21 protein-coding genes and 1 pseudogene are annotated in these 24846 nt (G+C 71.4%); 12 read left to right on the plus strand and 10 right to left on the minus strand.

Annotated features, from left to right (window positions below):
* Positions 1–276: 276 nt before the first annotated feature.
* Positions 277–1668: pseudogene (locus ACQVFL_RS13505) on the minus strand (LVIVD repeat-containing protein); the annotation flags it as partial.
* A 235-nt stretch (positions 1669–1903) separates the two neighbouring features.
* On the opposite strand from ACQVFL_RS13505, the gene ACQVFL_RS13510 reads away from it, so the two are divergent.
* On the plus strand, positions 1904–2623 hold the full coding sequence (locus ACQVFL_RS13510; protein WP_431729517.1) for a DUF305 domain-containing protein: 720 nt from the start codon (positions 1904–1906) through the stop codon (positions 2621–2623).
* A 73-nt stretch (positions 2624–2696) separates the two neighbouring features.
* Positions 2697–3233, plus strand: coding sequence for a DinB family protein (locus ACQVFL_RS13515; protein WP_431729518.1), 537 nt, complete (start codon positions 2697–2699; stop codon positions 3231–3233).
* On the opposite strand, the gene ACQVFL_RS13520 is transcribed toward ACQVFL_RS13515, so the two are convergent.
* The 3 genes from ACQVFL_RS13520 to ACQVFL_RS13530 form a co-directional block, all read right to left on the minus strand.
* Complete coding sequence (locus tag ACQVFL_RS13520; RefSeq protein ID WP_431729519.1) at positions 3193–3975, minus strand: DUF2306 domain-containing protein; 783 nt, start codon at positions 3973–3975, stop codon at positions 3193–3195. The genes ACQVFL_RS13515 and ACQVFL_RS13520 overlap by 41 nt on opposite strands.
* Positions 3976–4090: 115 nt before the next feature.
* Complete coding sequence (locus ACQVFL_RS13525) at positions 4091–4693, minus strand: response regulator (protein WP_396694171.1); 603 nt, start codon at positions 4691–4693, stop codon at positions 4091–4093.
* A gap of 104 nt (positions 4694–4797) precedes the next feature.
* Entirely contained in the window at positions 4798–5934 is a 1137-nt protein-coding gene (locus tag ACQVFL_RS13530; protein WP_431729520.1) for a sensor histidine kinase, read from the minus strand.
* 241 nt (positions 5935–6175) lie between these two features.
* Here ACQVFL_RS13530 and ACQVFL_RS13535 point away from each other — a divergent pair, with 241 nt between their 5' ends.
* The 3 genes from ACQVFL_RS13535 (at position 6176) to ACQVFL_RS13545 (ending at position 8928) form a co-directional block, all read left to right on the plus strand.
* Entirely contained in the window at positions 6176–7273 is a 1098-nt protein-coding gene (locus tag ACQVFL_RS13535; RefSeq protein WP_396693704.1) for a calcium:proton antiporter, read from the plus strand.
* A gap of 129 nt (positions 7274–7402) precedes the next feature.
* Positions 7403–8170, plus strand: a complete 768-nt coding sequence (locus tag ACQVFL_RS13540) for a neutral zinc metallopeptidase (RefSeq protein WP_431729825.1) — start codon at positions 7403–7405, stop codon at positions 8168–8170.
* A gap of 110 nt (positions 8171–8280) precedes the next feature.
* Positions 8281–8928, plus strand: a complete 648-nt coding sequence (locus ACQVFL_RS13545; RefSeq protein WP_396694167.1) for an HAD family hydrolase — start codon at positions 8281–8283, stop codon at positions 8926–8928.
* Positions 8929–9052: 124 nt separating this feature from the next.
* Here the strand turns inward: ACQVFL_RS13545 and ACQVFL_RS13550 are convergent, their stop codons facing one another.
* The 5 genes from ACQVFL_RS13550 to ACQVFL_RS13570 all read right to left on the minus strand — a co-directional run bounded on the left by ACQVFL_RS13550 (position 9053) and on the right by ACQVFL_RS13570 (position 15558).
* Positions 9053–11608, minus strand: coding sequence for an ABC transporter permease (locus ACQVFL_RS13550; RefSeq protein WP_431729521.1), 2556 nt, complete (start codon positions 11606–11608; stop codon positions 9053–9055).
* On the minus strand, positions 11608–12375 hold the full coding sequence (locus ACQVFL_RS13555; RefSeq protein ID WP_396693700.1) for an ABC transporter ATP-binding protein: 768 nt from the start codon (positions 12373–12375) through the stop codon (positions 11608–11610). Before ACQVFL_RS13555 ends, ACQVFL_RS13550 begins: the two co-directional genes overlap by 1 nt.
* A gap of 282 nt (positions 12376–12657) precedes the next feature.
* A complete protein-coding gene (locus ACQVFL_RS13560; RefSeq protein WP_431729826.1) occupies positions 12658–13344 on the minus strand; it encodes a response regulator in 687 nt (228 codons plus the stop codon).
* 20 nt (positions 13345–13364) lie between these two features.
* Positions 13365–14564 (minus strand): sensor histidine kinase, encoded by a 1200-nt coding sequence (locus tag ACQVFL_RS13565; RefSeq protein WP_396693698.1) that lies wholly within the window; start codon positions 14562–14564, stop codon positions 13365–13367.
* 79 nt (positions 14565–14643) lie between these two features.
* Entirely contained in the window at positions 14644–15558 is a 915-nt protein-coding gene (locus ACQVFL_RS13570; protein ID WP_396693696.1) for a RecB family exonuclease, read from the minus strand.
* A gap of 124 nt (positions 15559–15682) precedes the next feature.
* On the opposite strand from ACQVFL_RS13570, the gene ACQVFL_RS13575 reads away from it, so the two are divergent.
* The 3 genes from ACQVFL_RS13575 to ACQVFL_RS13585 all read left to right on the plus strand — a co-directional run bounded on the left by ACQVFL_RS13575 (position 15683) and on the right by ACQVFL_RS13585 (position 18470).
* Positions 15683–16792 carry a site-2 protease family protein gene (locus ACQVFL_RS13575; RefSeq protein WP_396694163.1) on the plus strand — a complete coding sequence of 370 codons (1110 nt, stop codon included), beginning with the start codon at positions 15683–15685 and terminating at the stop codon, positions 16790–16792.
* Positions 16793–16848: 56 nt separating this feature from the next.
* Positions 16849–17799, plus strand: a complete 951-nt coding sequence (locus ACQVFL_RS13580; protein WP_396694161.1) for a tRNA (adenine-N1)-methyltransferase — start codon at positions 16849–16851, stop codon at positions 17797–17799.
* Positions 17800–17897: 98 nt separating this feature from the next.
* Positions 17898–18470 (plus strand): hypothetical protein, encoded by a 573-nt coding sequence (locus tag ACQVFL_RS13585; RefSeq protein ID WP_117227855.1) that lies wholly within the window; start codon positions 17898–17900, stop codon positions 18468–18470.
* 11 nt (positions 18471–18481) lie between these two features.
* Here the strand turns inward: ACQVFL_RS13585 and ACQVFL_RS13590 are convergent, their stop codons facing one another.
* A complete protein-coding gene (locus ACQVFL_RS13590; RefSeq protein WP_396694159.1) occupies positions 18482–18775 on the minus strand; it encodes a ferredoxin in 294 nt (97 codons plus the stop codon).
* 178 nt (positions 18776–18953) lie between these two features.
* On the opposite strand from ACQVFL_RS13590, the gene arc reads away from it, so the two are divergent.
* The 4 genes from arc to ACQVFL_RS13610 all read left to right on the plus strand — a co-directional run bounded on the left by arc (position 18954) and on the right by ACQVFL_RS13610 (position 24812).
* Positions 18954–20735: a proteasome ATPase gene (arc, locus tag ACQVFL_RS13595; protein WP_396693694.1), complete on the plus strand. Its 1782-nt coding sequence runs from the start codon at positions 18954–18956 to the stop codon at positions 20733–20735.
* Positions 20736–20887: 152 nt separating this feature from the next.
* Complete coding sequence (locus ACQVFL_RS13600) at positions 20888–22861, plus strand: hypothetical protein (RefSeq protein ID WP_431729522.1); 1974 nt, start codon at positions 20888–20890, stop codon at positions 22859–22861.
* 110 nt (positions 22862–22971) lie between these two features.
* A complete protein-coding gene (dop, locus tag ACQVFL_RS13605) occupies positions 22972–24489 on the plus strand; it encodes a depupylase/deamidase Dop (RefSeq protein ID WP_431729523.1) in 1518 nt (505 codons plus the stop codon).
* Positions 24490–24596: 107 nt separating this feature from the next.
* A complete protein-coding gene (locus tag ACQVFL_RS13610; RefSeq protein ID WP_396693688.1) occupies positions 24597–24812 on the plus strand; it encodes a ubiquitin-like protein Pup in 216 nt (71 codons plus the stop codon).
* The last annotated feature ends 34 nt before the right edge of the window (positions 24813–24846 follow it).

Raw genomic sequence — 24846 nt, forward strand, 5'->3', positions numbered from 1 at the left:
CGTCCGCACCGACCCGTTCACCTTGGTGTCACGGATTGTCGCGCCGATCGCGTTCACCGAACCGTTGACCCGGCTCTCCACGATCGAGACCACCGAGGCGTTGTGCGCGTGGATCGCGCCGTTCAGGTTCGAGTTGAACACGATCAGACCGGCACCCGGGTTCACCTTGATCGCGCCGTTCTGGGTGACCCCGTCCATGCAGGTGATGCCGGAGGAGATGGTCATGCTGCCGTTGTGCCGGCCACGCAGGACGGTGGTGCACTCCGGGTAGCTGGGCTGGGTCTGCACGTTCAGCTCGTCGAAGGCCACGACCGCGCGGGCGTTGTTCGTACGCGGGTCGTCCAGCTTGAGGACGTCGAGTCCCTTCTGGATGTCGTTGGAGTAGATGTAACCGTTGTGGTAGTACGTCGACCAGGCGCCGCCGAGGATCCGGCGGGTGTCCGACAGCGGGCCCCGCTCCCAGAACGCGATCTCGACCGGGTTGGCCGAGTCGGTGAAGTCGATGACCGAGACGCCACCCTGGTACCACGCCTGGACCATGATGTCGCGGCCCATCGCCGGGATCAGCGAGCCGTTGTGCGCCACGCAGTTCTCGAGGGCGGTGTTCTCCCGCGGGATCTTGAAGTAGCTCTTGAAGACCAGGCGACGGTCCGCGCCGGAGCCGACGATGTCGTACAACGCGTTCGCGCCCTGGTTGGCCCGGTAGGCCGGGGTGCAGATCGCGCCGCTGCCGCCGCCCAGCTCGTCGGTGAAGACGACCTTGGTGCCGGCGTTGTTGAACGTGGCCGAGTGCCAGAACGCGAAGTTGGTGTCGCGCACCTGGCTCAGGACCACCGGGTTCACCGGGTCGGAGATGTCCATCAGGACGCCGTCACCCATGCAGGCGCCGGCGGCCAGGTCCAGCTCCGGGTAGGCGGTGATGTCGTGGCAACCGCTGGTGTTGGTGTTGCCGCCGTCCGGGAAGAGGACCGGGGTGGCGACCACGGCGGCGCTGGTGGGGTTGTCCAGCGGCACGTCGATGATGGAGATCTTGTCGTGCGGCGGCTTGCAGTAGAACGCGTTGTTCGACGGGCTGTACGACTGGACGTACACGTAGACGCTCTTGTCGTCCTTGCTCGGCACCAGCGTCAGGGTGTGCGATCCGCAGTCGGTGCGGACCGACTTGATGTAGCGCGGGTTCGCCTTGTCGCTGATGTCGAAGATCCGGACGCCCTCCCAGGAGCTCTGCTGGGCCACCGAACCGGCGCTGCTGCTGCACGAGTCGTCGCTGCGGGGCGAGTCGACCGCGAGGAACAGCAGGTTCCCGTAGACCGACGGGTCACCCTGCGCTCCGACGCAGACGACCTGGCTGACCACCTGCGGTGAGGCCGGGTTGCTGACGTCGAAGATGCTGAACCCGTTGTAGTTGCCGGCGATGACGTGGTTGTCCTGGAACGCCAGGTCCGAGTTGTACGCGGCCTCGCTGGCGAACCCGCCGAACTTCGGGACGTTGGCGATCTGGGTCAGGTTGGGGCTGCTGACGATCTCGTCGACGGCCGGGATGGTGTTCGCGGCGGTCTCGGCGGCGCTGCTCGACGGCGCGACCGCGACACCCGCGACGAGAAGGGCGCCTGTGGCGGCGAGGCTGATTCCCAGCCTTCGGCTCCCTCGTGGGGTCGGTTTGAACATGTAGGAACACCCTTCGACAGGGATGAGCAGGGTTAGCGGAGGTTAACCCTGCCGTGGGTGCTCGATCGTCGGCCATGTGGTCACGGTTTAGCAACACGGCCACCGATGTCTCGGCGCAAACTGCCGCAGGTGGGGCTAAACGATCGTTCTGCCGGTCGCGGCCCTCCCGTCGCAGCTCAGGCCCGCGCTACGATCCCGGCCAACTGTGAACGGCGGGAGTCGAGTTGTGCTAGGTGTGCGGATCCGCGGGCTGCTGCGGCAGTCCCGGAAGCTTGTGCTGATCGAGTTGGCCGTGCTCGCGGTGTTGGCCGTCGGGATCGCGGTGGCGGTGTCGTGGCCGGACGGTGAGCCCGCGCCGACGGCGCAGACGAACGAGCCCGCGCCGCTCGACCTGCCCGGTATCCCGGACGCCACCGCTCCGGTGCTGATGCCGGGCGTCCCCGGTGAACCGGCGAAGACCCTGTCGGCCAACGAGATGTCGCCGATGGCCCGGCCGCCGCACAACAACGCCGACACCCGCTTCGTCACCATGATGATCCCGCACCACGAGCAGGCCCTGGTGATGGCCAGACTGGTCGGTGAGCGGGCCGAGAACCCGAACCTGAAGATCATCGCGGACCGCATCCTGGCCGCCCAGGACCCGGAGATCAAGACCCTGGAGACCTGGTTGACCGACCGTGGGCTCACCCGCGACTCCGGCGACGGGCACCGGCACGAGATGGCCGGCATGCAGACGGCGGAGGCGCTCAACCGCCTGACCGCCGCCCGGGGCGCCGAGTTCGACCGGATGTTCGTCACGATGATGACCGCGCACCACCAGGGCGCCATCACGATGGCGAACGAGGTGCTGACGCTGGGCACCGACATCATCATCAACGAGTTCGCCAGCAGCGTCGTGGTGGAGCAGGGCGTCGAGATCAACCGGATGCGGGAGGTGCTGACCGGCGGCCGGTAGCCCCGGCGTCGTCCGCCGGAATCTGTCGGTGGTCACCGCTAGCGTCGGGTGGACGCCGACGAAGGGACCAGCCATGGCGGGGAGCAGCCCACAGTCCGAGAGCAGCCTGCCGCCCGAGCGCGCGGACCTGCTGCAGGCCCTGCGGCAGCAACGATTCTTCCTGCGCAACACCGCCCGGGAGTTGACCGACGAGCAGGCGGCGACGTGCAGCACGGTCAGCGAGCTGTGCATCGGCGGCCTGATCAAGCACGTCGCGGACGTCGAACGGGGCTGGGCCGACTTCATCGTCGACGGCCCGGCCTCGGCACCGGACCACAACGACCCCGCCGTCCACGAGCGCCACGCACAGTCGTTCCGGCTACTGCCGGGTGAGACCCTGGCCGGCGTGCTCGCCGCGTACGACGAGGTCGCGGCCCGCACCGACGGCCTGGTCCGGAGCCTGCCCGACCTGGACGTCAGCCAGCCGCTGCCCGCCGCACCCTGGTTCGAGCCGGGTGCCCGCTGGACGGCCCGACGGGTGCTGCTGCACGTCATCGCCGAGACGTCGCAGCACGCCGGGCACGCCGACATCATCCGAGAGGCGATCGACGGCGCGAAGTCCATGGGCTGAATCGGCCGGCCGATCTCAGCGGCGTTCTCGGCCCGCCACCGTCCGCGTCGGTCGCCGCCCCGGAGTCCACCGGCACCGGCACCGACGGGCGGCCGGGACCGGCAGGCGTCGCCGACCCGTGGCGGATGATCCACTCGGCCACCGCCAGGTTGATCAGCCAGCCGGCGGCGTGGAGGAACGCCCGGGTCCACTCGCCCGGAGGTTCGGCGGCCACGAGCCACGGCAGGTGCGTCAGGAACTGGGTCCCGGCACCCTGGCCGATGGCGTAGCCACGGATCATCCACGCGCGGTGCCGGCTGACGTCGCGCCGCACGATGGCGCGCAGACCGCGCACGATGCAGCCGGCCATCGCACCGCCGAAGAAGAGCCGTAGCCCGATGAGGAACGCACCGTCGATGGGCATGAGGGGATAGAACGCGGCCATCCACATGCCGGAGAGCGCGGCGAGGATCCCGGTCGGCACCAGCAGCCGCCCCGCGACCCGGTGCCACCCCGGTCGCCGACGCCGGAAGCCGGGCATGAACTGGAAGGCACCCAGCAGGCAGTACACGCTCGCCGTGACGATGTGGACCAGCACCGGCCCGGGATCGGCGACGAAGCGCGCGTTGCCCGGCGTCACCGTCGGATCGCCCGACAGCTCGACGGTCCGGACGACCCCGGCGACCACCGGGACGAGGGCGAGCAGGATCAGGCCGGTGGGTATCGCCCACTCGTGTCGGCCCAGGAAGCGGTTCGTGGACATGGATCGATGTTCGGCTCACGGCGGCGCGGACTCATCGGTGGATGGGCTCGGGCGCCGTCGGTCCCCGGAGTGAGCCGACGCTCGTACCATCGGCGTCCGCGCCGACCGGACGTCGCTACCGGCCGCGTACCCGGTGTGTCTCGTACGCCCAGATGGCGATCTCGACCCGGTTCCGCGCGCCGAGCTTGGCCATCAGGCTCGCCACGTGCGTCTTCACCGTGCTGAGACTGACGTGGAACTCGTCCCCGATCTCGCTGTTGGTCCGTCCCCGGGCCACCGCCGCGAGGATCTGCTCCTCGCGTTCGGTGAGCGGGTCGACGGGTTGCCGGGGCGGTGCGGCCGGCCCGGCGTCGGCAAAGGCGTGCAGCAGGCGGGTGGTGACGCTGGGCGCGATGAGCGCGTCACCGTCGGCCGCGGCACGTACCGCCTGGGTCAGCAGCGCCGTACCGGCGTCCTTGAGCAGGAAGCCCCGGGCTCCGGCACGCAGTGCGGCGTAGACGTACTCGTCGAGGTCGAAGGTGGTGATGACGACGACGGCGAGCGGGTCGGCGACCCGGGGCCCGGCGAGCCGTCGGGTCGCCTCGATGCCGTCCACACCCGGCATCCGGATGTCGAACAGGCACACGTCGGGCCGCAGCCGCCGGGCCAGCTCCACGGCGTGGTGACCGTCGGCGGCCGTACCGACGACCTCGATGCCCGGCTGGGCGTCGAGGATCATCGTGAGTCCACTGCGAATGATCTCCTGGTCGTCCGCGACGACCACCCGGATCCGCCGGGTGCCGTCGCCGACCGACGGGTACGGCCCGCCGGTCGCCGGTCGGGTCACGCGGGCACTCCGGCCCGGGGCAGCACCGCGTCGACGATCCAGCCCTGCTCGGGGCCGGGTCCGGCGGCACAACTGCCGCCGAGCAGCGCCGCGCGTTCGGCCATCCCGGCGAGCCCGTACCCGGAGCCGGGAAGCGGTCCGGCCGGGCTCTCGCCGTCGTCGCTGACGCGTACCCGGACCGACGCGTCGTCCACCTCGACGCGTACCCGGATGTGGGTCGCGTGCCGCGCGTGCCGGCGGGCGTTGGTGACCGACTCCTGCACGAGCCGGTAGACCGCGCGGTCCACGGACGGTGTGAGGCCGTCGATGTCGCCGACGACCCGCACCTCCACGGCCGGGCCGTCCGGTGCGTGCGCCGCGAACCCGGCCAGGTCCGCGATGCGCGGCGCGGGCGTCAGCACGGCGGGTTCGTCGGTCCGCAGTACCCGGACGAGGCCGCGCATCTCGGCCAGCGCCCGCGACGCCTCTGCCTCGATGAGCTGCAACGCCTCGATCGCCGCCTGCGGGTGGGTGGCCGCCACGGCGAGTCCGGCCTGGGCCCGGATCGCCATCGCCGACACGTGGTGCGCGACGGTGTCGTGCAGGTCGCGGGCGAGCCGTTCCCGTTCGAGCAGGGTGACCTGGTCCAGCTCGCGCTGGCGGGCCCGCGCCCGGTACCGCACGCTGCTGCCCAGCGTGGCGGCGGCGAACAGCACGACGAAGGCGGCGACCGTGTCCGCGAGACCGACCTGACCGGCGGCGGCCCACAGGCCCAGCTTGCCGAGCACGATCACTGCGCCGAGCACGACCGCCTGCCCGGAGCCCCATCGGAACAGGGCGTACACCAGCAGCAGGACGAAGGCCAGGACGTCCTGTTGGAGAGCGTCCCGGTCGGTCAGCAGGGGCACCAGCCCGCAGATGCCGAAGGCGAGCGCGACCATCGACAGCGGCCGGGTCCGCCGCCACAGCACGGTGGCCGTCAGCGCCACCGCCACCGCCACCGACAGCGGTCGCCAGGCCAGGTCGGGCCGGACGAGCCCCTCCACGAGCGCGACCGGCGCGAGGACCGCGAGCAGCAGCCAGTCCCGCCACACCCGCCGCGGCGCGCCGGTCGGAGCGGGCTCCTCCCACACCGAGCGCAACAGAGCCGACACGAGTCCATCGTAGGAACGGGACGGCGCCGCCGGATCGGCCCAAAGTACGAGCGACCGAATCGTTCACGTCCCGATCAGCCCGTACGACGCGGCGGGCTGCGCGCGGCGGGCTGTGTGAAAGGAAGGGCACCCTCCTAACGCCTCCGGTATAGGAAGGGTCCCCTCCTTACCGCCAGGCGCGGTCGGGGGAGTCTTCGCCGGTTCGCCGCTCATGATCATTATTGCTGGCAGGATCCAGATCATGCCCGCGTTGCGTCGCGCCATGACCACCTGGACCGTCTCCGTGCCCGTCGCCGCCCTCCTGGTGCTGGGGCTGACGTGGGACCGCAAGCTCACCGGCGTGATGGTCATCGTGGTGGCGTTCTTCCTGGCCGGCGCGGTGCTGGCGGCCGTGCACCACGCCGAGGTGGTCGCGCACAAGGTCGGCGAGCCGTACGGTTCGCTGGTGCTGGCGGTGGCGGTCACCGTCATCGAGGTCGCGCTGATCGTCACGCTGATGATCAGTGGCGGGGAGAAGACCGAGTCGTTGGCCCGGGACACCGTCTTCGCCGCCGTCATGATCACGTGCAACGGCATCCTCGGCCTGTCGCTGCTCATCGGCGCGCTGCGCCGACGACTGGCCGTGTTCAACCCGGAGGGGACCGGCGGTGCGCTGGCCACCGTGGCCACCCTTGCGACGCTGTGCCTGGTGGTGCCGACGTTCACCATCGGCCGCCCCGGCCCGCAGTTCAGTCCGGCCCAGCTCACCTTCGCCGCCGTCGTGTCGCTCGCGCTCTACGCGCTGTTCGTGATGGTGCAGACCGGCCGGCACCGGGACTACTTCCTGCCCGTCGGCAGTGCGGGGGAGGTGCTGCCGGAGGAGGCGCACGCCGATCCGCCGTCGACCCGGCAGGCCATGGCGAGCCTCGGGCTGCTGCTGGTCGCCCTGGTGGCCGTGGTCGGCGACGCCAAGTCGGTCTCCCCGGCGATCGAGGCGGGCGTGGCCGCGGTGAACCTTCCTCCGGCGTTCGTCGGCGTCATCATCGCGTTGCTCGTACTGCTGCCGGAGACGCTGGCCGCCGCCCGCGCGGCCCGCCGGGACCGGGTGCAGATCAGCCTGAACCTCGCGCTCGGCTCGGCGATGGCCAGCATCGGGCTGACCATCCCGGCGATCGCGATCGCCTCGATCTGGCTGGAGGGTCCGCTGCTGCTCGGCCTGGGCGGCACCCAGGTGACCCTGCTCGCGTTGACCGTGGTCACCGGCGTGCTGACCGTGGTGCCGGGCCGGGCCACCCTGCTCCAGGGCGGGGTGCACCTGGTGCTGCTGGCCGCCTTCGTGTTTCTCGCCGCCAGCCCCTGAGAGCAGGCCGCCAGTGCTGAGGTCATACCGCGCCCGGTGTAAAGGATCACGTGGACGGTGCCGGTGAACCGGACCGGCCGGTACGGCGTACCAGACGGTGACGGGCGTGACGGTTCTACCGTCGGGGTACTGGTCCGGCGTCGAGGCGGGAGGCACAGGGTGCGGGTAGGTGCGGGGCAGCGGAGCCGGGGGAGGCTCGCCGGGCTGGCGGTGGCGCTGGTGGCGGCCACCGCCTGCATGGTGGAGCCGGTGGGCGCACCGACCGGGCCCGCCGAGTCACCCGCACCGGCGTCGCCCAGCACCGAGGTGACCCGGGCCGACGGCACCGACACCGTCGAGGAGTTCGAGCAGGACATGGCCGACGCCACGCGCCTCGCCGAACGGTACTGGGCCGAGTACTTCCGCGCCTCCGGCCTGTCCTTCCAGCCGATCCGCCGGATCATCCCGTACGAGCGGGACGGCGAGGTCTCCTGCGGCGGGCAGGAGGTGCCGCGCAACAACGCGGTCTACTGCACCGTCAGCGACTACATCGCCTACGACGTCAACTGGTCGTTCCGGGCGTTTCGGCAGATCGGCGACGCGTTCGTGTTCTATCTGCTCGGCCACGAGTACGCGCACGGCGTCCAGACCCGGCTCGGCATCCGCTACGACTTCACCATCCAGCAGGAGTTGCAGGCCGACTGCATGGCCGGGGCGTACCTCGGCGACTCGGTACGCGCCGGCACGCTGACTCTCGACGAGGGGGACCTCGACGAGTTCAACGAGGGTCTGCTGGCCGTCGGCGACGATCCTGGGCAGCCGTGGTTCGCCGAGGGCTCGCACGGCACCCCGGAGCAGCGCGCCGCGATGTTCTTCCGGGGCTATGAGCGCTCCCTGGCCGCCTGCGATCTCGGTTGACGAACGTCACCGTGTCGGGCGTCGCCCGACCGGCGGCTCCGGCGGGCTGGAAGGATCGACCGGGTACCCGACCCGAGGAGGATCCGGTGAGCAGCGCCCGACCGGCCGCAGTGCTCTTCGACATGGACGGCACGCTGGTGGACAGCGAGCGGTTGTGGGACGTCGCCCTTCAGGAGCTCGCGGAGAGCTACGGAGGTGTCCTCTCCGCCGAGGCCCGCCGCGCGATCGTCGGCACCGGGATGGCCGACTCGATGCGGATCCTGCACGACGACCTGGGCCAGCCGCACCGCGATCCGCAGCTCAGCGCCGAGTGGATCAACGCCCGCATCCTGGAGCTGTTCCGCACCGGCCTACAGTGGCGTCCCGGCGCGCTGGCGCTGCTCGGCGCCGTCCGGCAGGCCCGGATCCCGACCGCGCTGGTCACCTCCAGTGGCCGGGCCCTGGTCGAGATCGCCCTGGACACCCTGGGCCGGGACAGTTTCGACGTGGTGGTCTGCGGTGACGAGGTCGACTCCACCAAGCCGCATCCGGAGCCGTACCTGACGGCGGCGCGGCTGCTCGGCGTACCGATCGACGAGTGTGTGGCGATCGAGGACTCGGCGACCGGGGTGGCCAGCGCGGTCGCCGCCGGTGCGGCGGTGCTGGCCGTACCGGCGGAGGTGCCGCTGGACCCTCGCGACGGCGTACACCAACTGGAGAGTCTGCTCGCTGCGGACCTGGACCTGCTCGCCGCGCTGCTGGTGCGGTCGCGGGCCTGACGCCCGCAAAGCGGCCGAGCCTGACGCCCGCACCCCGTAAGCGGCCGGGCCTGACGCCCGCGCGCTGGAGACGACCGGGTCCCGACACCACGTCGCCGTGGTGTCGGGACCCGTGACGTGCCGCTCAGTCGTGGGCGATCGCACCCAGGACGTTGATCCGGGCGGCCCGGATCGCCGGCAGGACGGCGGCGATCACACCGATGATCGCGGCCAGACCGAGGAAGAGTCCCATCTGGCCCCAGGGCAGCACCAGCTTGTTGATCCCCTCGCTGCGCAGCGCCTCGACCACCGCGGCGCCGAGGCCGGTGCCGACGACCACCCCGAGCAGCGCGCCGAAGACGGAGATCACCACCGCCTCCACGGTGATCATGCCCATGGTCTGCGAGCGTCGCAGGCCGATGGCGCGTAGCAGGCCCAGTTCGCGGGTCCGCTCCAGCACCGACAGGGCCAGGGTGTTGATGATGCCGAGTACGGCGATCACGATGGCCAGCGCCAGCAGGATCTGGATCATCGTGAGCAACGTGTCGAGCTGACCGGCCTGCTGCTCCACGAAGGCGTTCAGGTCGACCACCGACACCTCGGGGCTGTCCGCCAGCAGCGTCTCGATGCGCGGCTGGACGTCGGCGACCGACGTGCCCGGTTCGAGCTGGATGAAGCCCTGGCTCGGCTGCGGCACGGTGAAGTTGCGGGCCACCTCCGTCGGCAGCACCATCTGTACGCCGGTGAACAGGGGAGTGTCCTCGAAGATGCCGGTCACCGTGTACGTGCCCGGCTCGCCCCGGGCCAACTGCACCGACGTCGTCGACCCGACCGACAGCCCCCGCTCCTTCGCGGTCTCCTCGCTGACCAGCATCTGCCCCGCACCGATCCGGTCGATGTCCCCGGCGGCGGCGTTGAGGCTGTAGACCTGGCGCAGCGCGGCCGGCTCGGTCACCGCGCCGACGAAGGTGCGCTCGTCGTCGACCATGGCCAGGTCGCCGTAGAGACCGTCGGCGACGCGGACCCCCGGGATCTCCTTCGCCTCCGCCAGCACGGCAGGGTCGAAGGTGGGCGGACGGGGACCGCTCTGCGCCCCGGCGATCACCAACTCGGCCTTGATGCTGTCCCGGGCCAGGCCGCTGATGCTGCTCTTGGCCGAGTCCAGGATCACCGTGATGCCGGTGACCAGCGCGATGCCGACCATCAGCGCGGCGGCGGTGATCGCGGTGCGGCGCGGGTTGCGGCCCGAGTTGAGCCGGCCCAGCCTGCCCGGCACCCAGCCGGCGAAGACCGAGCCGAGCGCCGCCACCACCGGCTTGCTGATCAGCGGCGTCAGCAGGGCCACCCCGATGAACGCGAACAGCACGCCGCCGAGGATGGTGGCCAGGGTGTTGCCGCCCGCGTGGCCGTTCAGCCCGAGGAAGAGCAGGACGGCACCGATCCCGGTCACCAGCGCCCCGGCAATGGTGATCTTGGTGAGTGGGCGGTCCGGGGTGGCCACGTCCTGCATCGCCGCGATCGGCGGGATCCGGGCGGCCCGCAGGGCCGGCAACAACGCCGCCAGCACCGTGATGACCAGACCGACCGAGAACGCGCCGATCACCGCCGAGGCGGGCATGCTCAACCCGGTCAGTTCCAGCCCACCGGCGACGGAGCTGAACAGGTACGCCAGCAGCGCGCCGACGCCGAAGCCGGCCGCCAGACCGAGCACCGAGGCGATCAGGCCGACCGCGATCGCCTCCAGCACCACCGAGCCGATGATCTGCTTGCCGCTGGCGCCGACCGCCCGCAGCAACGCCAACTCGCGGGTCCGCTGCGCCACGATGATTGAGAACGTGTTCAGGATGAGGAACGTGCCGACCAGCAGCGCCACGGCGGCGAAGCCGAGCAGGATCCGGTTGAAGAAGGTCAGCCCCTCCTTCAGCCCGGCGGCGGCGTCGGCGGATAGCTCCTCGCCGGTCTTGACCACGTAGTCGTCGCCGAGCGCGCCGGCCACGCTGTCGCGCAGCGCGTCGTCGGTGACACCGGACGCGGCGGTGACGGTGATGCTGTTGAACACGTCCGGCTCGCCGAGCATCAGCCGTTGGGCGGCCGGCGTGGTGAACATGACCTCGTTGACGCCACCGAGGGAGTCCCGGTCACCGCTGTAGCCGAAGATCCCGACGATGGTGAAGTCCTGCCGAGGACTCAGCGTGAGCACGCCCACCCGGTCGCCGACGGCGACCTTGCCCGCGTTCGCCAACGACTGGTTGATCACGATCTCGTCGTCGGCCTGTGGCCCACGCCCGTCGCGCAACCGCACCAGGTCGCTCTCGCCGAGCCAGTTACCACCGAGCTGCGGCGGCCCGAACGAGGCGACCACCTTGCCGTTGCTGCCGATCATCCGCGCGCCGTCGGACACCACCACACCGGTGGCGTCGGCCACGCCCGGCACTGCCCGGACGGTCTCCACCGTGTCGGCCGGGAACGGCGCCTGGACCTGCTCGCCCTCCATCTCGTTGACCGCGAGCTTCGGTTTGGCCGACACACTGACGTCGACCTCCTCGTACGCCTCGGCGAACAGTTGGTCGAAGGTGCGCCCGAGCGTGTCGGTGAGCACGAAGGCGCCGGAGACGAACATGACGCCGAGCACCACGGCCAGGCCGGACAGGACCAGCCGGACCTTCCGCGCCAGCAGGCTCTTCAGAATCGCCCGGAACATCAGCCGGCCACCTCGGCGGGCGTGTCCAGCTTCTTCATGGTGTCCAGCACCGTGTCGGCGGTCGGCTCGATCAGCTCGGAGACGATCTGGCCGTCGGCGAGGAACACCACCCGGTCGGCGTACGCGGCGGCGGTCGGGTCGTGGGTCACCATGACGATGGTCTGGCCGTGCTCACGCACCGAGTTGCGCAGGAAGTTGAGCACCTCCGCGCCGGCCCGCGAGTCGAGGTTTCCGGTCGGCTCGTCCGCGAAGATCACCTCGGGGCGGGCCACCAGTGCCCGGGCGCACGCCACCCGCTGCTGCTGGCCGCCGGAGAGCTGCGCCGGCCGGTGGTCCAGTCGGTCCCGCAGCCCGACGGTGTCGATCACCACGTCGTACCAGGCCGGATCGGGCTTGCGGCCGGCGATCGACAGCGGCAGCAGGATGTTCTCCTTGGCGGTCAACGTGGGCAGCAGGTTGAACTGCTGGAAGATGAAGCCGATCTTGTCCCGGCGCAGCTTCGTCAGGCCGGAGTCACCGAGACCGGTGACCGTCGTGTCGCCGACGTGCACCGTCCCCCTGGTCACCGTGTCCAGCCCCGCCAGGCAGTGCATCAGCGTCGACTTGCCGGACCCGGACGGGCCCATGATGGCCGTGAACCGGCCACGCTCGAACTCGGCGCTGACCCCCCGTAGCGCGACGACCTGGGCCTCGCCGCTGCCGTACACCTTCCACACGTCGCTCGCCCGGGCTGCGGCCGGTGCCGACTGGCCTGTCGTAGCGGTCACGTCTCGTACCTCTCCGTCGGTCTCGAATCGCGCCGCCCCCGCTGGTCCGGCACGAGTCCATCTTCTGTGCTGCCCGACGCGGATCCGTCCGACTCCGGGCGGAGACGAGGCGGATTTCCGGGTGCGGGTACCCCCTAAGCGCCGTCAGGGTTGTCCCCGACGCCGGGCCGGCCCGGCCACCCCTCGCGGCCGGGCGAGCTCATCGTGAACGGTGCCGCCGGGTGCGGGTCAACCCCTTTCCGCCACCGGCGGTCACTGTAGGTGACCTATGCGACGCGGACGTTACGCGCCGGGTCGGACCAGGCCCGACTCGTACGCCAGCACCACCGCCTGCACCCGGTCGCGTAGCCCCAGCTTGGTCAGCACGTGCCCGACGTGCGTCTTGACGGTGGTCTCGCTGACCGACAGCGCCCGGGCGATCTCCGCGTTGGACAGCCCCCGGGCGACCTGCACCAGCACCTCCCGTTCCCGCTCGGTCAGCGTGCCGAGGCCCTTCGGCGGCGTCGCCGCCGGGTCGGGCAGGGCCTCGGCGAAACGGTCCAGCAGCCGACGCAGGATGCGCGGGGCCACCACCGCGTCGCCCGCGGCCACCGTGCGGATCGCGGTGACCAGGTCCTCGGCCGGCACGTCCTTGGCCAGGAAGCCGCTCGCCCCGGCCCGCAGCGAGCCCACCACGTACTCGTCGAGGTCGAAGGTGGTCAGGATCAGCACCTGGACCGGCAGCCGCGCGTCGACGATGGCCCGGGTCGCGGTGACCCCGTCCATCCGGGGCATCCGGATGTCCATCAGCACGACGTCCGGCAGCAGCCGGCGGGACAGGTCCACGGCCTCCGCGCCGTCGCCGGCCTCGGCCACGATGTCCAGGTCGGCCTCCGCGCCGAGCACCATCCGGAAGCCGGTACGCAGCAGCGGCTGGTCGTCGGCGAGCAGGATCCGGATCGGGCGTCGCGACGGCGTCGCCTCGGTCATGTCGTCCTCCACGTTCGCCGTCACCGGGACGTCCCGGCATCCAGCATGGTCTCCACCGGGATCCTCGCGTGCACCCGGTAACCGCCGCCGGGCCGCGCGCCGGTGCGCAGGACACCACCGTAGAGGGCGACCCGCTCCCGCATCCCGACCAGTCCGTGTCCGACCCGGTCGGTGTCCGGCATCGGGCCCCGACCGGTGTCGGTGACCTCGACCTCCACCGCGTCGTCGGCGAAGCTCACCCGCACCTGCGCGGTCGCCGTGCCGGCGTGCTTGAGCGCGTTCGTCAGCGCCTCCTGCACGATCCGGTAGACGGTCAGCGCCTCGCCCTCCGCCAGCGCGGCGGGCGCGCCCCGCACCGTCAACGTCACCGGCAGCCCCGCCTCACGGACCTGCTCGGCCAGGGCCTCGATGCCGGCGATCCCCGGCTGCGGGGACAACTCGGCCGCCGTCTCCGCCTCGGTACGCAGCACGTCCAGGAGGCGGCGCAGCTCCCGCAGGGTGGCCCGGCTGGTCTCCTCGATGGTGCCGATCGCCTCCTCGGCGGCGTCCGGGTCACGCCGCAGCACCCGGCGTACCCCGGTGGCCAGCACCCCCATCACGCTCACGTGATGGGCCACCACGTCGTGCAGTTCCCGGGCGATGCGCCGCCGCTCGTCGGTGACCGCCTGCTCGGCCAGGGCGCGCTGGGTGGCCTCGGCGATCCGGGCCCGCTCCCGCAGCGCCTGGGTGCTGGCCCGCCGGGCGTGCACCGTCCGCCCCACCGAGAACGACACGATGCCGATCAGGAGGTTGTTCGCCACCAGGTAGGCCGAGTTGACCTGCGGCATGGCCTCGAAGGGCGTCAGCGTGGCCACCAGCGACACCGGTAGCCAGAGCACCGCCGCCGCGACCGCCGCCGGGCGCACCGGCCGGTACGCGGCCATCGTGTAGGTGAGCACGACGAAGGTGAAGCTCTGCGTCGCCGGGGAGATCTCCAGCGTGAGCGGCAGGGCCAGGGTCGCCAGTGCGGCCAGCACCGCCGGCCACGGTGCTCTCCGGCGCACCAGCACCGGCGCGGCGCACACCAGGCTCCAGCCCAGCGCGGCGAACAGCGGCCGGGGCCAGAAGTCCCGGGGCGTCAGCAGGGTGAGCACGACCTCCGCCACCGCCAGCCCGACGACCAGCAGCCCGTCGGCGGCCAGCGGGTGGCGACGCAGCCATTCCCTCGGATCCGTACCCACGCTCCGACGCTATCCGCCCGTTCGGGCGAAAGATCGTCTCCTGCGGTGACCTGCCCTCCTCCCTGGGGAGGAGGGGCACCTACTCGTCGGCGCCCGGAGACGCCGGACCGGACCGGGCGTCGCGCAGCGGATCCGCCGTCGCCGCCTGCTCGGGGAAGGGCGGCGGGGTGCCGCCGAAGGTGGGGCACAGCGCCTGGTGGCTGCACCAGTCGCAGAGCCGGCTCGGCCGGGGACGGAAGTCCCGGTTGGCGGTGGCCTGCTCGATCGCCCGCCACAACGCCACCACGGTGCGCTCGAAGCGGACCAACTCCTCGGCGTCGGGCGCGTAGTCGCACACCTCGGCGTCCTTGAGATAGAGCAGCCGCAGCACCCGGGGCACCACGCCCCGGGTGCGCCAGAGCACCAGGGCGTAGAACTTGAGCTGGAACAGGGCGCGGGCCTCGAACGCCTCCCTCGGCGCGCCGCCGGTCTTGTAGTCGACCACCCGCAGCGCGCCGTCCGGCGCGACGTCGAGCCGGTCCAGGTAACCCCGGATCAGCAGCTCGTCGTCGACCACCGCGGAGATCAGACTCTCCCGCTCGGCGGGCTCCAGGCGGCGTGGGTCCTCCACCGTGAAGTAGCCCTCCAGCAGCGCCGCCGCCGAGGTCAGGAACTGCGTCACGGCGGCCGGATCGTCACCCTCGAAGATCCCGGACAGCTCCGGCTGCTCGGTGACCAGCCGGTCCCACTGCGGCGACACGAGATCGCCGGCCGCCTCCGGGGTACGACCGGCCGACGGCAGGTCGAACAGCCGCTCCAGCACCGCGTGCACCAGCGTGCCCCGGGCCTGCTCGACGGTGGTCCGCTCGGGCAGGCGGTCGATGCTGCGGAACCGGTAGAGCAGTGGGCAGGTCTTGAAGTCGGCCGCCCGCGACGGTGAGAGCGAGGCGCGCACCGTCGCCGGCAGTTGCGTCGGAGTCGGGGCCTGTCGAGTGATCACCGGATCCGCCGTCATGTCCGGAAGGTTAGGGCACGAGTGTGACAGGACCACCGGCACCGCACCGGGAGGTGATCTCCCGCCGCGTAGCATCGGGCCGGTGGAACAGAGGAGTCGACCGCGCGCCGGCCGGCGTCCCGGCATGCGGGTGGGCCGGGTCTTCGGGGTGCCGCTGTACCTGAACGCCTCGATCCTGCTGCTCGCCGTGCTGATCATCGTGCTCTACGGGGAGCTGGCCGGCCAGCGCCTGCAACTCTCCCCGATCGGCGGTTACCTGGTCGGCGCCGGGTTCGTCGTGTCGCTGCTCGGCTCGGTGCTCCTCCACGAACTCGGGCACGCCCTCACCGCCCGACGGTTCGGCATCGGGGTGCGCGGGATCACCCTGGAACTGCTCGGCGGGTACACCGAGATGGACCGGGACGCCCCGTCCCCCCGGGTGGACCTCTACGTCTCGCTGGCCGGCCCGGCGGTCTCCGCGGTGCTCGGCGTGATCGCCGTCGCCGCCATGCTGGCCCTGCCCGACCGCACCGTGGCCGACCAACTGGCGTTCCAACTGGCGGCGAGCAACATCATCGTCGCGGTCTTCAACATCCTGCCCGGCCTGCCGCTGGACGGCGGGCGGGCGCTGCGGGCGGTGATCTGGGCGGTCACCCGCAACAAGCACGCCGCCACCGAGGTCGCCGGCTGGGTCGGGCGGGTCCTCGCCGTGGGCACCGCGCTGCTGGTGGCGGTGCTCTACGCGGTGGACATGCTGAGCCTGCTCGCCCTGCCGCTGACGGCACTGGTCGCGCTCACCCTCTGGCACGGCGCCGGACAGTCGATCCGGATGTCCCGGATCGGCCGCCGGCTGCCCCTGGTCGACCTGGCCCGGCTGGCCCGACCGACCTTCGCCGTACCCACCGGCACGCCGCTCGCCGAGGCACAGCGCCGCGCCGCCGAGGCGGTGCGGGAGGCGAGCGTGGCGCTGCTGGTCACCGACTCGGCGGGTCGGCCGGTGGCGGTGGTGGACCCGGCCGCGGCGGCGGCCGTGCCGGAGGCCCGCCGCCCCTGGATCGCCGTCGACGCGGTGGCGCGTTCCCTCGTCGACCTGCCCACCCTGCCGGTCGACACGGACGGGGAACAGGTGCTGGAGGGGGTGCAGGCCCACCCGGCCGCGCAGTACCTCGTGACGGCAGGCGAAGATGTCGTCGGCATTCTGCACATCGCGGATCTGGCGCGACTGCTCGAACCTCACCGGAAGATGAACACGTGACCGTGACCCACTCCGCCGGCCCGGCCACCCCGGGCACCGAATCGCCCGCCGAGACAGTGGAGCCGCCCGCCGTGCACCGCGGGCCGTTCCGTCCCGGTGACCGGGTGCAGTTGACCGACCCGAAGGGCCGGATGCACACCATCACCCTGGAGCCGGGCAAGGAGTTCCACACCCACCGGGGCATCCTCGCGCACGACGCGCTGATCGGCCTGCCCGACGGCAGCGTGGTCACCACCTCCGGCGGCGGCACCGCCTTCCTGGCGCTGCGTCCGCTGCTGTCGGACTACGTGCTGTCGATGCCGCGTGGCGCCCAGGTGATCTACCCCAAGGACTCGGCGCAGATCGTCGCCATGGGCGACGTCTTCCCGGGCGCGAAGGTCCTGGAGGCCGGCGCCGGCTCCGGCGCGCTGAGCTGCTCGCTGCTGCGGGCCGTGGGCGCCTCCGGCGAGCTGCACTCGTACGAGGTGCGCGACGACTTCGCCCAGATCGCCCGGCGCAACGTCGAGGCGTTCTTCAACGGCCCGCACCCCGCCTGGCACCTGCACACCGGTGACGTGGCCGGGTGCCCGGAGACCGGCTTCGACCGGATCATCCTGGACATGCTGGCCCCGTGGGAGAACCTGGACATGGTCGAGCGGGCGCTGCTGCCCGGCGGTGTGTTCATCGGCTACGTGGCCACCACCCCGCAGCTCTCCGAGCTGGTCGAGGCGTTGCGCGAGCGGGGTGGCTGGACCGAGCCGCGTGCCTGGGAGTCGCTGGTGCGGGACTGGCACGCCGAGGGGCTGGCGGTCCGGCCCGACCACCGGATGATCGCCCACACCGCCTTCCTCGTCTCCGCGCGTAAGCTCGCCCCCGGAGTCACCGCCCCGCCCCGCCGTCGCAAGCCCAGCAAGGGCAGCGAGGCGTACGCGCAACGGCGCCAGGCGCTGCGCGCGGCGGAGGCGGCCCGGCAGGCACCGCCCGACGGTGCCGAACCCGACACGACGCAGGAGACGGACAGGCCGTGACGGCGGATTGGGGCGGCGCGGAGTGAACGGGCTGATCCTCGACGCGGGTCGACGCGGGCCGGTGCCGCCGGTCCGGGCCGGCGGGGTGGGGTGACGGCATGAGCCGTCCCGGTTTCGGCGGTGGCGACCTGCCGGCGGTCTTCCCGGACTGGTCCCCCTACACCGACCTCGAGTCGGCGGCCCGCGCCTACCTGCGGGACCCCGACGTCGCCCTGGAGGCGCTCGGCGGCGTGCTGCGCGGTGCCTCGGTGCTCGGCTTCACGCTGGAACGCTTCGTCAACGAGGTGAACGGGGTGTGGCAGGAGGTCGTCGTCTGCGACGGCAGTCGGCTGGTGCTCTGGCACGGCGAGGACGTGCCGCCGGGGGAGGGCCCGCCCGGCTCGATGACCTCGTCGCTGCGGGTCGTGCCGGTCTCCTCGGTCACCGAGGTGGGGTGCCGACGTCGGCTGTTCCGCCACGACAACGGTGAGATCCGGGTCGACAGCATCGACGTCTACCTGCTGTTGACCTCGCTGGACGAGTCACCGCCCAGCGAGGAGGCCGCCGGTGGGCCCCGGCACGACGCGCTGCGGTTCGGCAAGACGCTCGACGACGGCGGCGCCGGGCAGATCGCCCGGCTGGAGGAGTTCGCCCGGCTGGTCGCCTCGGTGGTCGGTCGTCCGCTGCTCTAGCGGCCGGCCGGTCAGTCCTCGGCGTCCGGGCCGGCCACCTCGACGCCGTCGCTTCCGCGTACGACGTGGATGCACTCGCCGGGGCACTCCTTCGCCGAGTCGATCACCTCTAGGCGGAGATGCTCCGGCACGTCCACCCGGGCGCCCGGGGCCTGCTGGAGCTCGCCGTCGGGGCCCTTGACGTACGCCAGGCCGTCGACGTCGAACTCGAAGACCTCCGGCGCGTACTGCACGCACAACCCGTCACCCGTGCACAGGTCCTGGTCCACCCAGACCTGCAGTTGGTCGGTCGCGACCTCGACCACCGGTGCACCCCCCATGTTCTCCCGTCCCACCCCACGACGGTACCCGAATGCCCGTACCCGCCCCGCCACCCACCCTTGGCGATCAAGCTTCGGTGACGGGCGCGTTGCGGAGGACCGAATCGGGCTCATAGCGGCTAGTGTTAGGGCAGAACGTTCGAGCCCCCCGGGGAGGTGGGACGTGGCACGCAGCGACGACGCGGACTCGCGCGCCGCACGGTGGGAGAAGGAGGCCCACGATCTCTCCACGCAGGTCGCGTTCCTGCAAGAGGAACTCGCTCTCGTGCGGCGCAAGTTGACCGAAAGCCCCCGACACGTCCGGCAGCTCGAAGAGCGGCTGGCGGCCACCCAGGCGCAGTTGGCGCGGCTGACCGAGAACAACGAACGGCTCGTGAGCACTCTGAAAGAGGCTCGCGCGCAGATCGTGACGCTCAAAGAGGAGATCGACCGTCTCGCCCAGCCCCCCAGTGGCTACGGCATCTTCCTGGCCCGGCACGAGGACGGCACGGTCGACGTCTTCACCGGCGGGCGCAAACTGCGCGTGGCCGTCTCACCCTCGCTGGACGTGGGTGAGTTGCGGCGCGGCCAGGAGGTCCTGCTCAACGACGCACTCAACATCGTCGACGCGTTCGGTTTCGAGCGGGTCGGCGAGGTGGTGATGCTCAAGGAGGTGCTGGCGGGCCCCGACGGTGTCCCGGGTGACCGGGCGCTGGTGGTCTCGCACTCCGACGAGGAGCGGATCGTGCACCTGGCCGAGACCCTGATCGGCAGCACGATCCGGGCCGGCGACTCGCTCATGATCGAACCCCGCTCGGCGTACGCGTACGAGCGGATCCCCAAGAGCGAGGTCGAGGAACTGGTCCTGGAGGAGGTGCCGGACGTCGACTACGCCGACATCGGCGGCCTGCAGTCCCAGATCGAGCAGATCCGGGACGCGGTGGAACTCCCGTTCCTGCACGCCGACCTGTTCCGGGAGCACCAGCTCCGGCCGCCGAAGGGCATCCTGCTCTACGGTCCGCCCGGCTGCGGCAAGACGCTCATCGCGAAGGCGGTCGCCAACTCGTTGGCGAAGAAGATCGCCGAGCGGCGGGGTGAGGAGAAGCACACCAGCTTCTTCCTCAACATCAAGGGTCCCGAGCTGCTCAACAAGTACGTCGGCGAGACCGAGCGGCACATCCGGCTGATCTTCCAGCGGGCGCGGGAGAAGGCCGGCGAGGGCACTCCGGTGATCGTCTTCTTCGACGAGATGGACTCGATCTTCCGGACCCGGGGCTCCGGCGTCTCCTCCGACGTGGAGAACACCATCGTCCCGCAGCTCCTCAGCGAGATCGACGGTGTCGAGGGCCTGGAGAACGTCATCGTCATCGGTGCCTCCAACCGGGAGGACATGATCGACCCGGCGATCCTGCGGCCGGGTCGGCTCGACGTGAAGATCAAGATCGAGCGTCCGGACGCCGAGGCGGCCAAGGACATCTTCTCCAAGTACATCCTCTCCGGTCTGCCGTTGTCCGCGGACGACCTGGCCGAGCACGGTCAGGACGCCCAGGCCACCGTCGCGGCGATGATCGACGCGGTGGTGCTGCGGATGTACTCGGAGACCGAGGAGAACCGCTTCCTCGAGGTGACCTACGCCAACGGCGACAAGGAGGTCCTGTACTTCAAGGACTTCAACTCGGGCGCGATGATCCAGAACATCGTGGACCGCGGCAAGAAGATGGCCATCAAGGAGTTCCTCACCTCCGGTCGCAAGGGACTTCGCCTGCAACACCTGCTCGACGCGTGCGTCGACGAGTTCCGCGAGAACGAGGACCTGCCCAACACCACCAACCCCGACGACTGGGCCCGGATCTCCGGCAAGAAGGGCGAGCGGATCGTCTACATCCGCACGCTCGTCTCCGGCGGCAAGGGCGCCGAAGCCGGTCGCTCCATCGAGACCGCAAGCAACACCGGCCAGTACCTCTGACCGGTCGCGCCACCGGGGCCCGTGACGCGACGCGTCGCGGGCCCCGTCGCGTACCGCCGCACGGCGCGGTGGGGACACTCCGGCCCGCCGCGTACGGGCCGGAGGGCGTCGCTAGACTGTGGATCTTTCCCTTCCATCCCTATTGGTGAAGGATGCGCGTGTCCATCGACCAGAGCGCGCTCGCCCCACCGGTCGCACCGACCGCGAGCTCCACGCCGCCGTACCGGCGCAGATTCGTCCTCGGCCCCGTCGCCCTGGCCCTGGCCTGGCTCCTGCCGCTGGCCGCGGTCGCGGTCGACGTCGCCTGGCTGTTGCCCCCACTGGTGCTGCTCACCACCGCGAGCCTGCTGCGCGGCGGACGTACCCTGCTCGACCGGCTGGTCCTCGCCACCGTCCTGCTGGTCTGCCTCACCACCGTGGCCGGTCTGTTCCTCACCGCCTGGCCCTGGGGGATGGCGCCGGTGCCGGTGACCGGCACCGCCCTGACCGTCCTGGTGCTGGCCGCGCTGGCCAGCGGCCGGCGTCCCACCCTGCCGCGTCCCGCCTGGGCCGACCTGTTCCCGGTCGTCGGCACCGCCGCGATCGTCTGGTACCTCGCCCAGCCCCTGCTGCGCGCCGGTGACCTCGTCGGCCGGCTCACCATCTTCAGCCGGGGCGAGGACTACCTGCGTCACCTCACCCTCGTCGACGTCCTCGGCCGGCACGGCGGGTACGCCTTCACCGACGCGGACACGGTCCGCGAACACCTGGTCGGGCTGCTGGTCTACTACCCGCAGGGCTGGCACCTGACCGTCGCGCTGCTCAACGGCTTCCTCGTGCCGCCCGGCAGCGCCCCCGCAGCCGCCGGGTTGGCCGATCCGTTCCTGTGGTGGAACGTCGCCGGATTCGGCCTGCTGGTGCTCACCATGCTCTGGGCGGCCCAGCGGCTGCCCGGTCCGCTGCACCCGCTGAGCCGGGGCGTGCTCACCGTCGTCGTCGGCGCCCTCGTCCTCGGCAGCCAACTGCCCCGGATGCTGTGGTCCGGCTACCCCACCGAGACGCTCGGGCTGACCCTCGCCGTCGTCCTCGCCGTCCTCGTCGCCCGACCGATCACCGCCTCCCGCGAGCACCTGCTGCTGCTCGGCGCCCTGGTGGTCGGCATCGGATACGTCTACTACCTGTTCCTGCCCCCGGCCGTGCTCCTCGTGCTCGGCTCGCTGCTGGTCCGCCGCAGCGAGGTGCTCCGGGTCCGCCACACCGCCCGGGTGGTGGGCCTGGCCACCTTCGTGCTGGCCCCGGTGCCGATCCTGCTCGGCGTGCTCCGGGCGAACCAGACCGAGGCGCTCAGCGCCACGGTCGGCCCGGACCTCACCGAGACCTGGCTGGCGTTCGGGGGACTCGGCGTCTTCGTCGTACCGGCCCTGCTGGTCTTCGCGGTCCGCCTCGGGCGCACCGACCCCACCTGGCGACGCTGGCTGTTCGTGCTCCTGGCCAGCACCCTGTTCACCGCGGGCATCGGGCTGGTCAGCCTCGTCCTCGGCGGCGAGATCGGCTACTACTTCAACAAGGCCGCGCACCTCACGACCGTCCTCCTCATCGTCGGCATGGCCGCCGTCGTCCGGCTGCTGCCGGTACCGGAACGGGGCCGGCCGGCGCGTACCGCCGTCGCCGCGGTCACCGCCGTCGCGGTCGCCGCCACCGTCGTGCTGTTCGGCGGCGTCACCGGCTGGCACCGGAGTCTGCTCGTGGTCGAACCGCGGACCTGGGCGCAGCGCTGGGTGCACATGGAGGTCACCCAGCCGTCCCGGGCGGCCGTGGTGTGCGACGAGGTCGCCCGCCGGTTCCCGGCCGTCGAGGGAGTGACCACCCTCGTGCTCGACCGTGGCACGTACGACTCCTATCTGGAGAACATCTGCGTCTCGACCCTGCAGGGCACCACCGCACAGACCGAGGACGCGACCTACAGCCTGCTCTTCATCGAACCGGGTCGGACCTGGCAGATGTTGCACGCGACGCCCGGCCGGATCCGCCTGGTGGCCACCGACACCGGCGCGGAGTCGCGGGCCAGGAGACTGCTCCGTTCGCTGCCCGAGATACGCGAACGGGTCACCATCGAATCCATGATCATCGAGAGGCCCGGGGACTGACCGGTGCGACCCGCGGCGTCCCGAGCGCACCGGCACGCCCCGACGTGCCCGAGCGGCGACTACGCTCGACGTGACGGGGGACCGGTCGGGCAAGCGAAGCGGGTAGGTCGATGAGCGTAAGACGGATCATGGGCACCGAGGTCGAGTACGGCATCTCCGTGCCCGGTCAGGCCGGGGCCAACCCGATGGTCACCTCGTCCCAGGTGGTGAACGCCTACGGCGCCCGCCCGGAACTCAACCGGGGCGGCCGGGCGCGGTGGGACTACGAGGAGGAGTCACCACTGCGGGACGCACGTGGCTTCACCTACTCCGGGGCGGCGTACGACCCCGCCGAGGCGCTCGCCGACGAGGACCTCGGGCTGGCCAACGTCATCCTCACCAACGGGGCCCGGCTCTACGTCGACCACGCGCACCCGGAGTACTCCACCCCGGAGGTGACCAACCCCCGGGACCTGGTGCGCTGGGACAAGGCGGGGGAGCGGGTGATGGCCGAGGCGGCTCGCCGCGCGGCCACCATCCCGGGCAGCGCGCCGATCCACCTCTACAAGAACAACACCGACAACAAGGGCGCCAGCTACGGCGCGCACGAGAACTACCTCATGCGCCGGCAGACCCCCTTCGCCGACATCGTGGCGTACCTGACCCCGTTCTTCGTGACCCGGCAGATCGTCTGCGGCGCCGGTCGCGTCGGCATCGGGCAGGACGGCGGCCAGAGCGGCTTCCAGATCTCGCAGCGGGCCGACTTCTTCGAGGTCGAGGTGGGGCTGGAGACCACGCTCAAGCGGCCGATCATCAACACCCGGGACGAGCCGCACGCCGACGCCGACAAGTACCGCCGCCTGCACGTCATCATCGGTGACGCGAACCTGTCCGAGATCTCCACCTACCTCAAGGTGGGCACCACCGCGCTGATCCTCGCCATGATCGAGGAGAAGGCGCTCGGCCCGGACCTCGGCATCGCCGACCCGGTCGGTGAGCTGCGCGCGGTCAGCCACGACCCGTCGCTGACGCATCGGATGCGGCTGCGCGACGGTCGTCGGTTGACAGCCCTGGACATCCAGTGGGCCTACCTGGAGCGGGTCCGGGCATTCGTGGAGGACCGGTACGGCGGCGACGTCGACGAGCAGACCACCGACGTGCTGGACCGGTGGGAGAACGTCCTCGACCGGCTCGGCCGCGACGTCATGCTCTGTGCCGACGAGTTGGACTGGGTGGCCAAGCTGCGGCTGTTGGAGGGCTACCGGGAGCGGGAGAAGCTCGGCTGGGGCTCGCACAAGCTCCAACTGGTCGACCTGCAGTACTCCGACGTCCGGCCGGAGAAGGGGCTCTACCACCGCCTGGTCTCCCGGGGGGCGATGAAGACGCTGCTGCCCGACGCCGAGACGCAGGCCGCGATGACCGAGCCGCCGGAGGACACCCGGGCCTACTTCCGGGGCCGCTGCCTGGCGCAGTACGCCTCCGAGGTGGTCGCCGCGAGCTGGGACTCGGTGATCTTCGACGTCGGACGGGAGTCCCTGGTCCGGGTGCCGATGATGGAGCCGGAGCGGGGCACCCGGCGGCACGTGGGTGCGCTGTTCGACAGGTGCGCCAGCGCCAAGGACCTGCTGGAGACGCTGACCGGCGGCTGAGTCGCTCTCGTGCGGTGCCCGCGCGCCGGTGCCGTACCGGCGCGCGACGGGCGTTTCGTCGTTCCCGCGAGGTAAGTTCATCGCAGGCGATCGTGGAGGAGGCAACAGTGGCCACTCATGACAGCGGCGGTCAGTCGCAGACGGGCAAGTCCCGTCAGGGTGAGGAGATCGAGGACGTCACCGTCGAGGCGAACCCGGAGGTCGCCGAGCGGCACGCCGAGATCACCGAGGACGTGGACGACCTGCTCGACGAGATCGACTCCGTGTTGGAGGAGAACGCCGAGGAGTTCGTGAGGGGGTACGTCCAGAAGGGCGGAGAATAGGGCTCATGTCCATTTCTCGCCGGGCGTGGTGGGG

The organism is Verrucosispora sp. TAA-831 (assembly GCF_050780145.1).
Taxonomy (GTDB): domain Bacteria; phylum Actinomycetota; class Actinomycetes; order Mycobacteriales; family Micromonosporaceae; genus Micromonospora.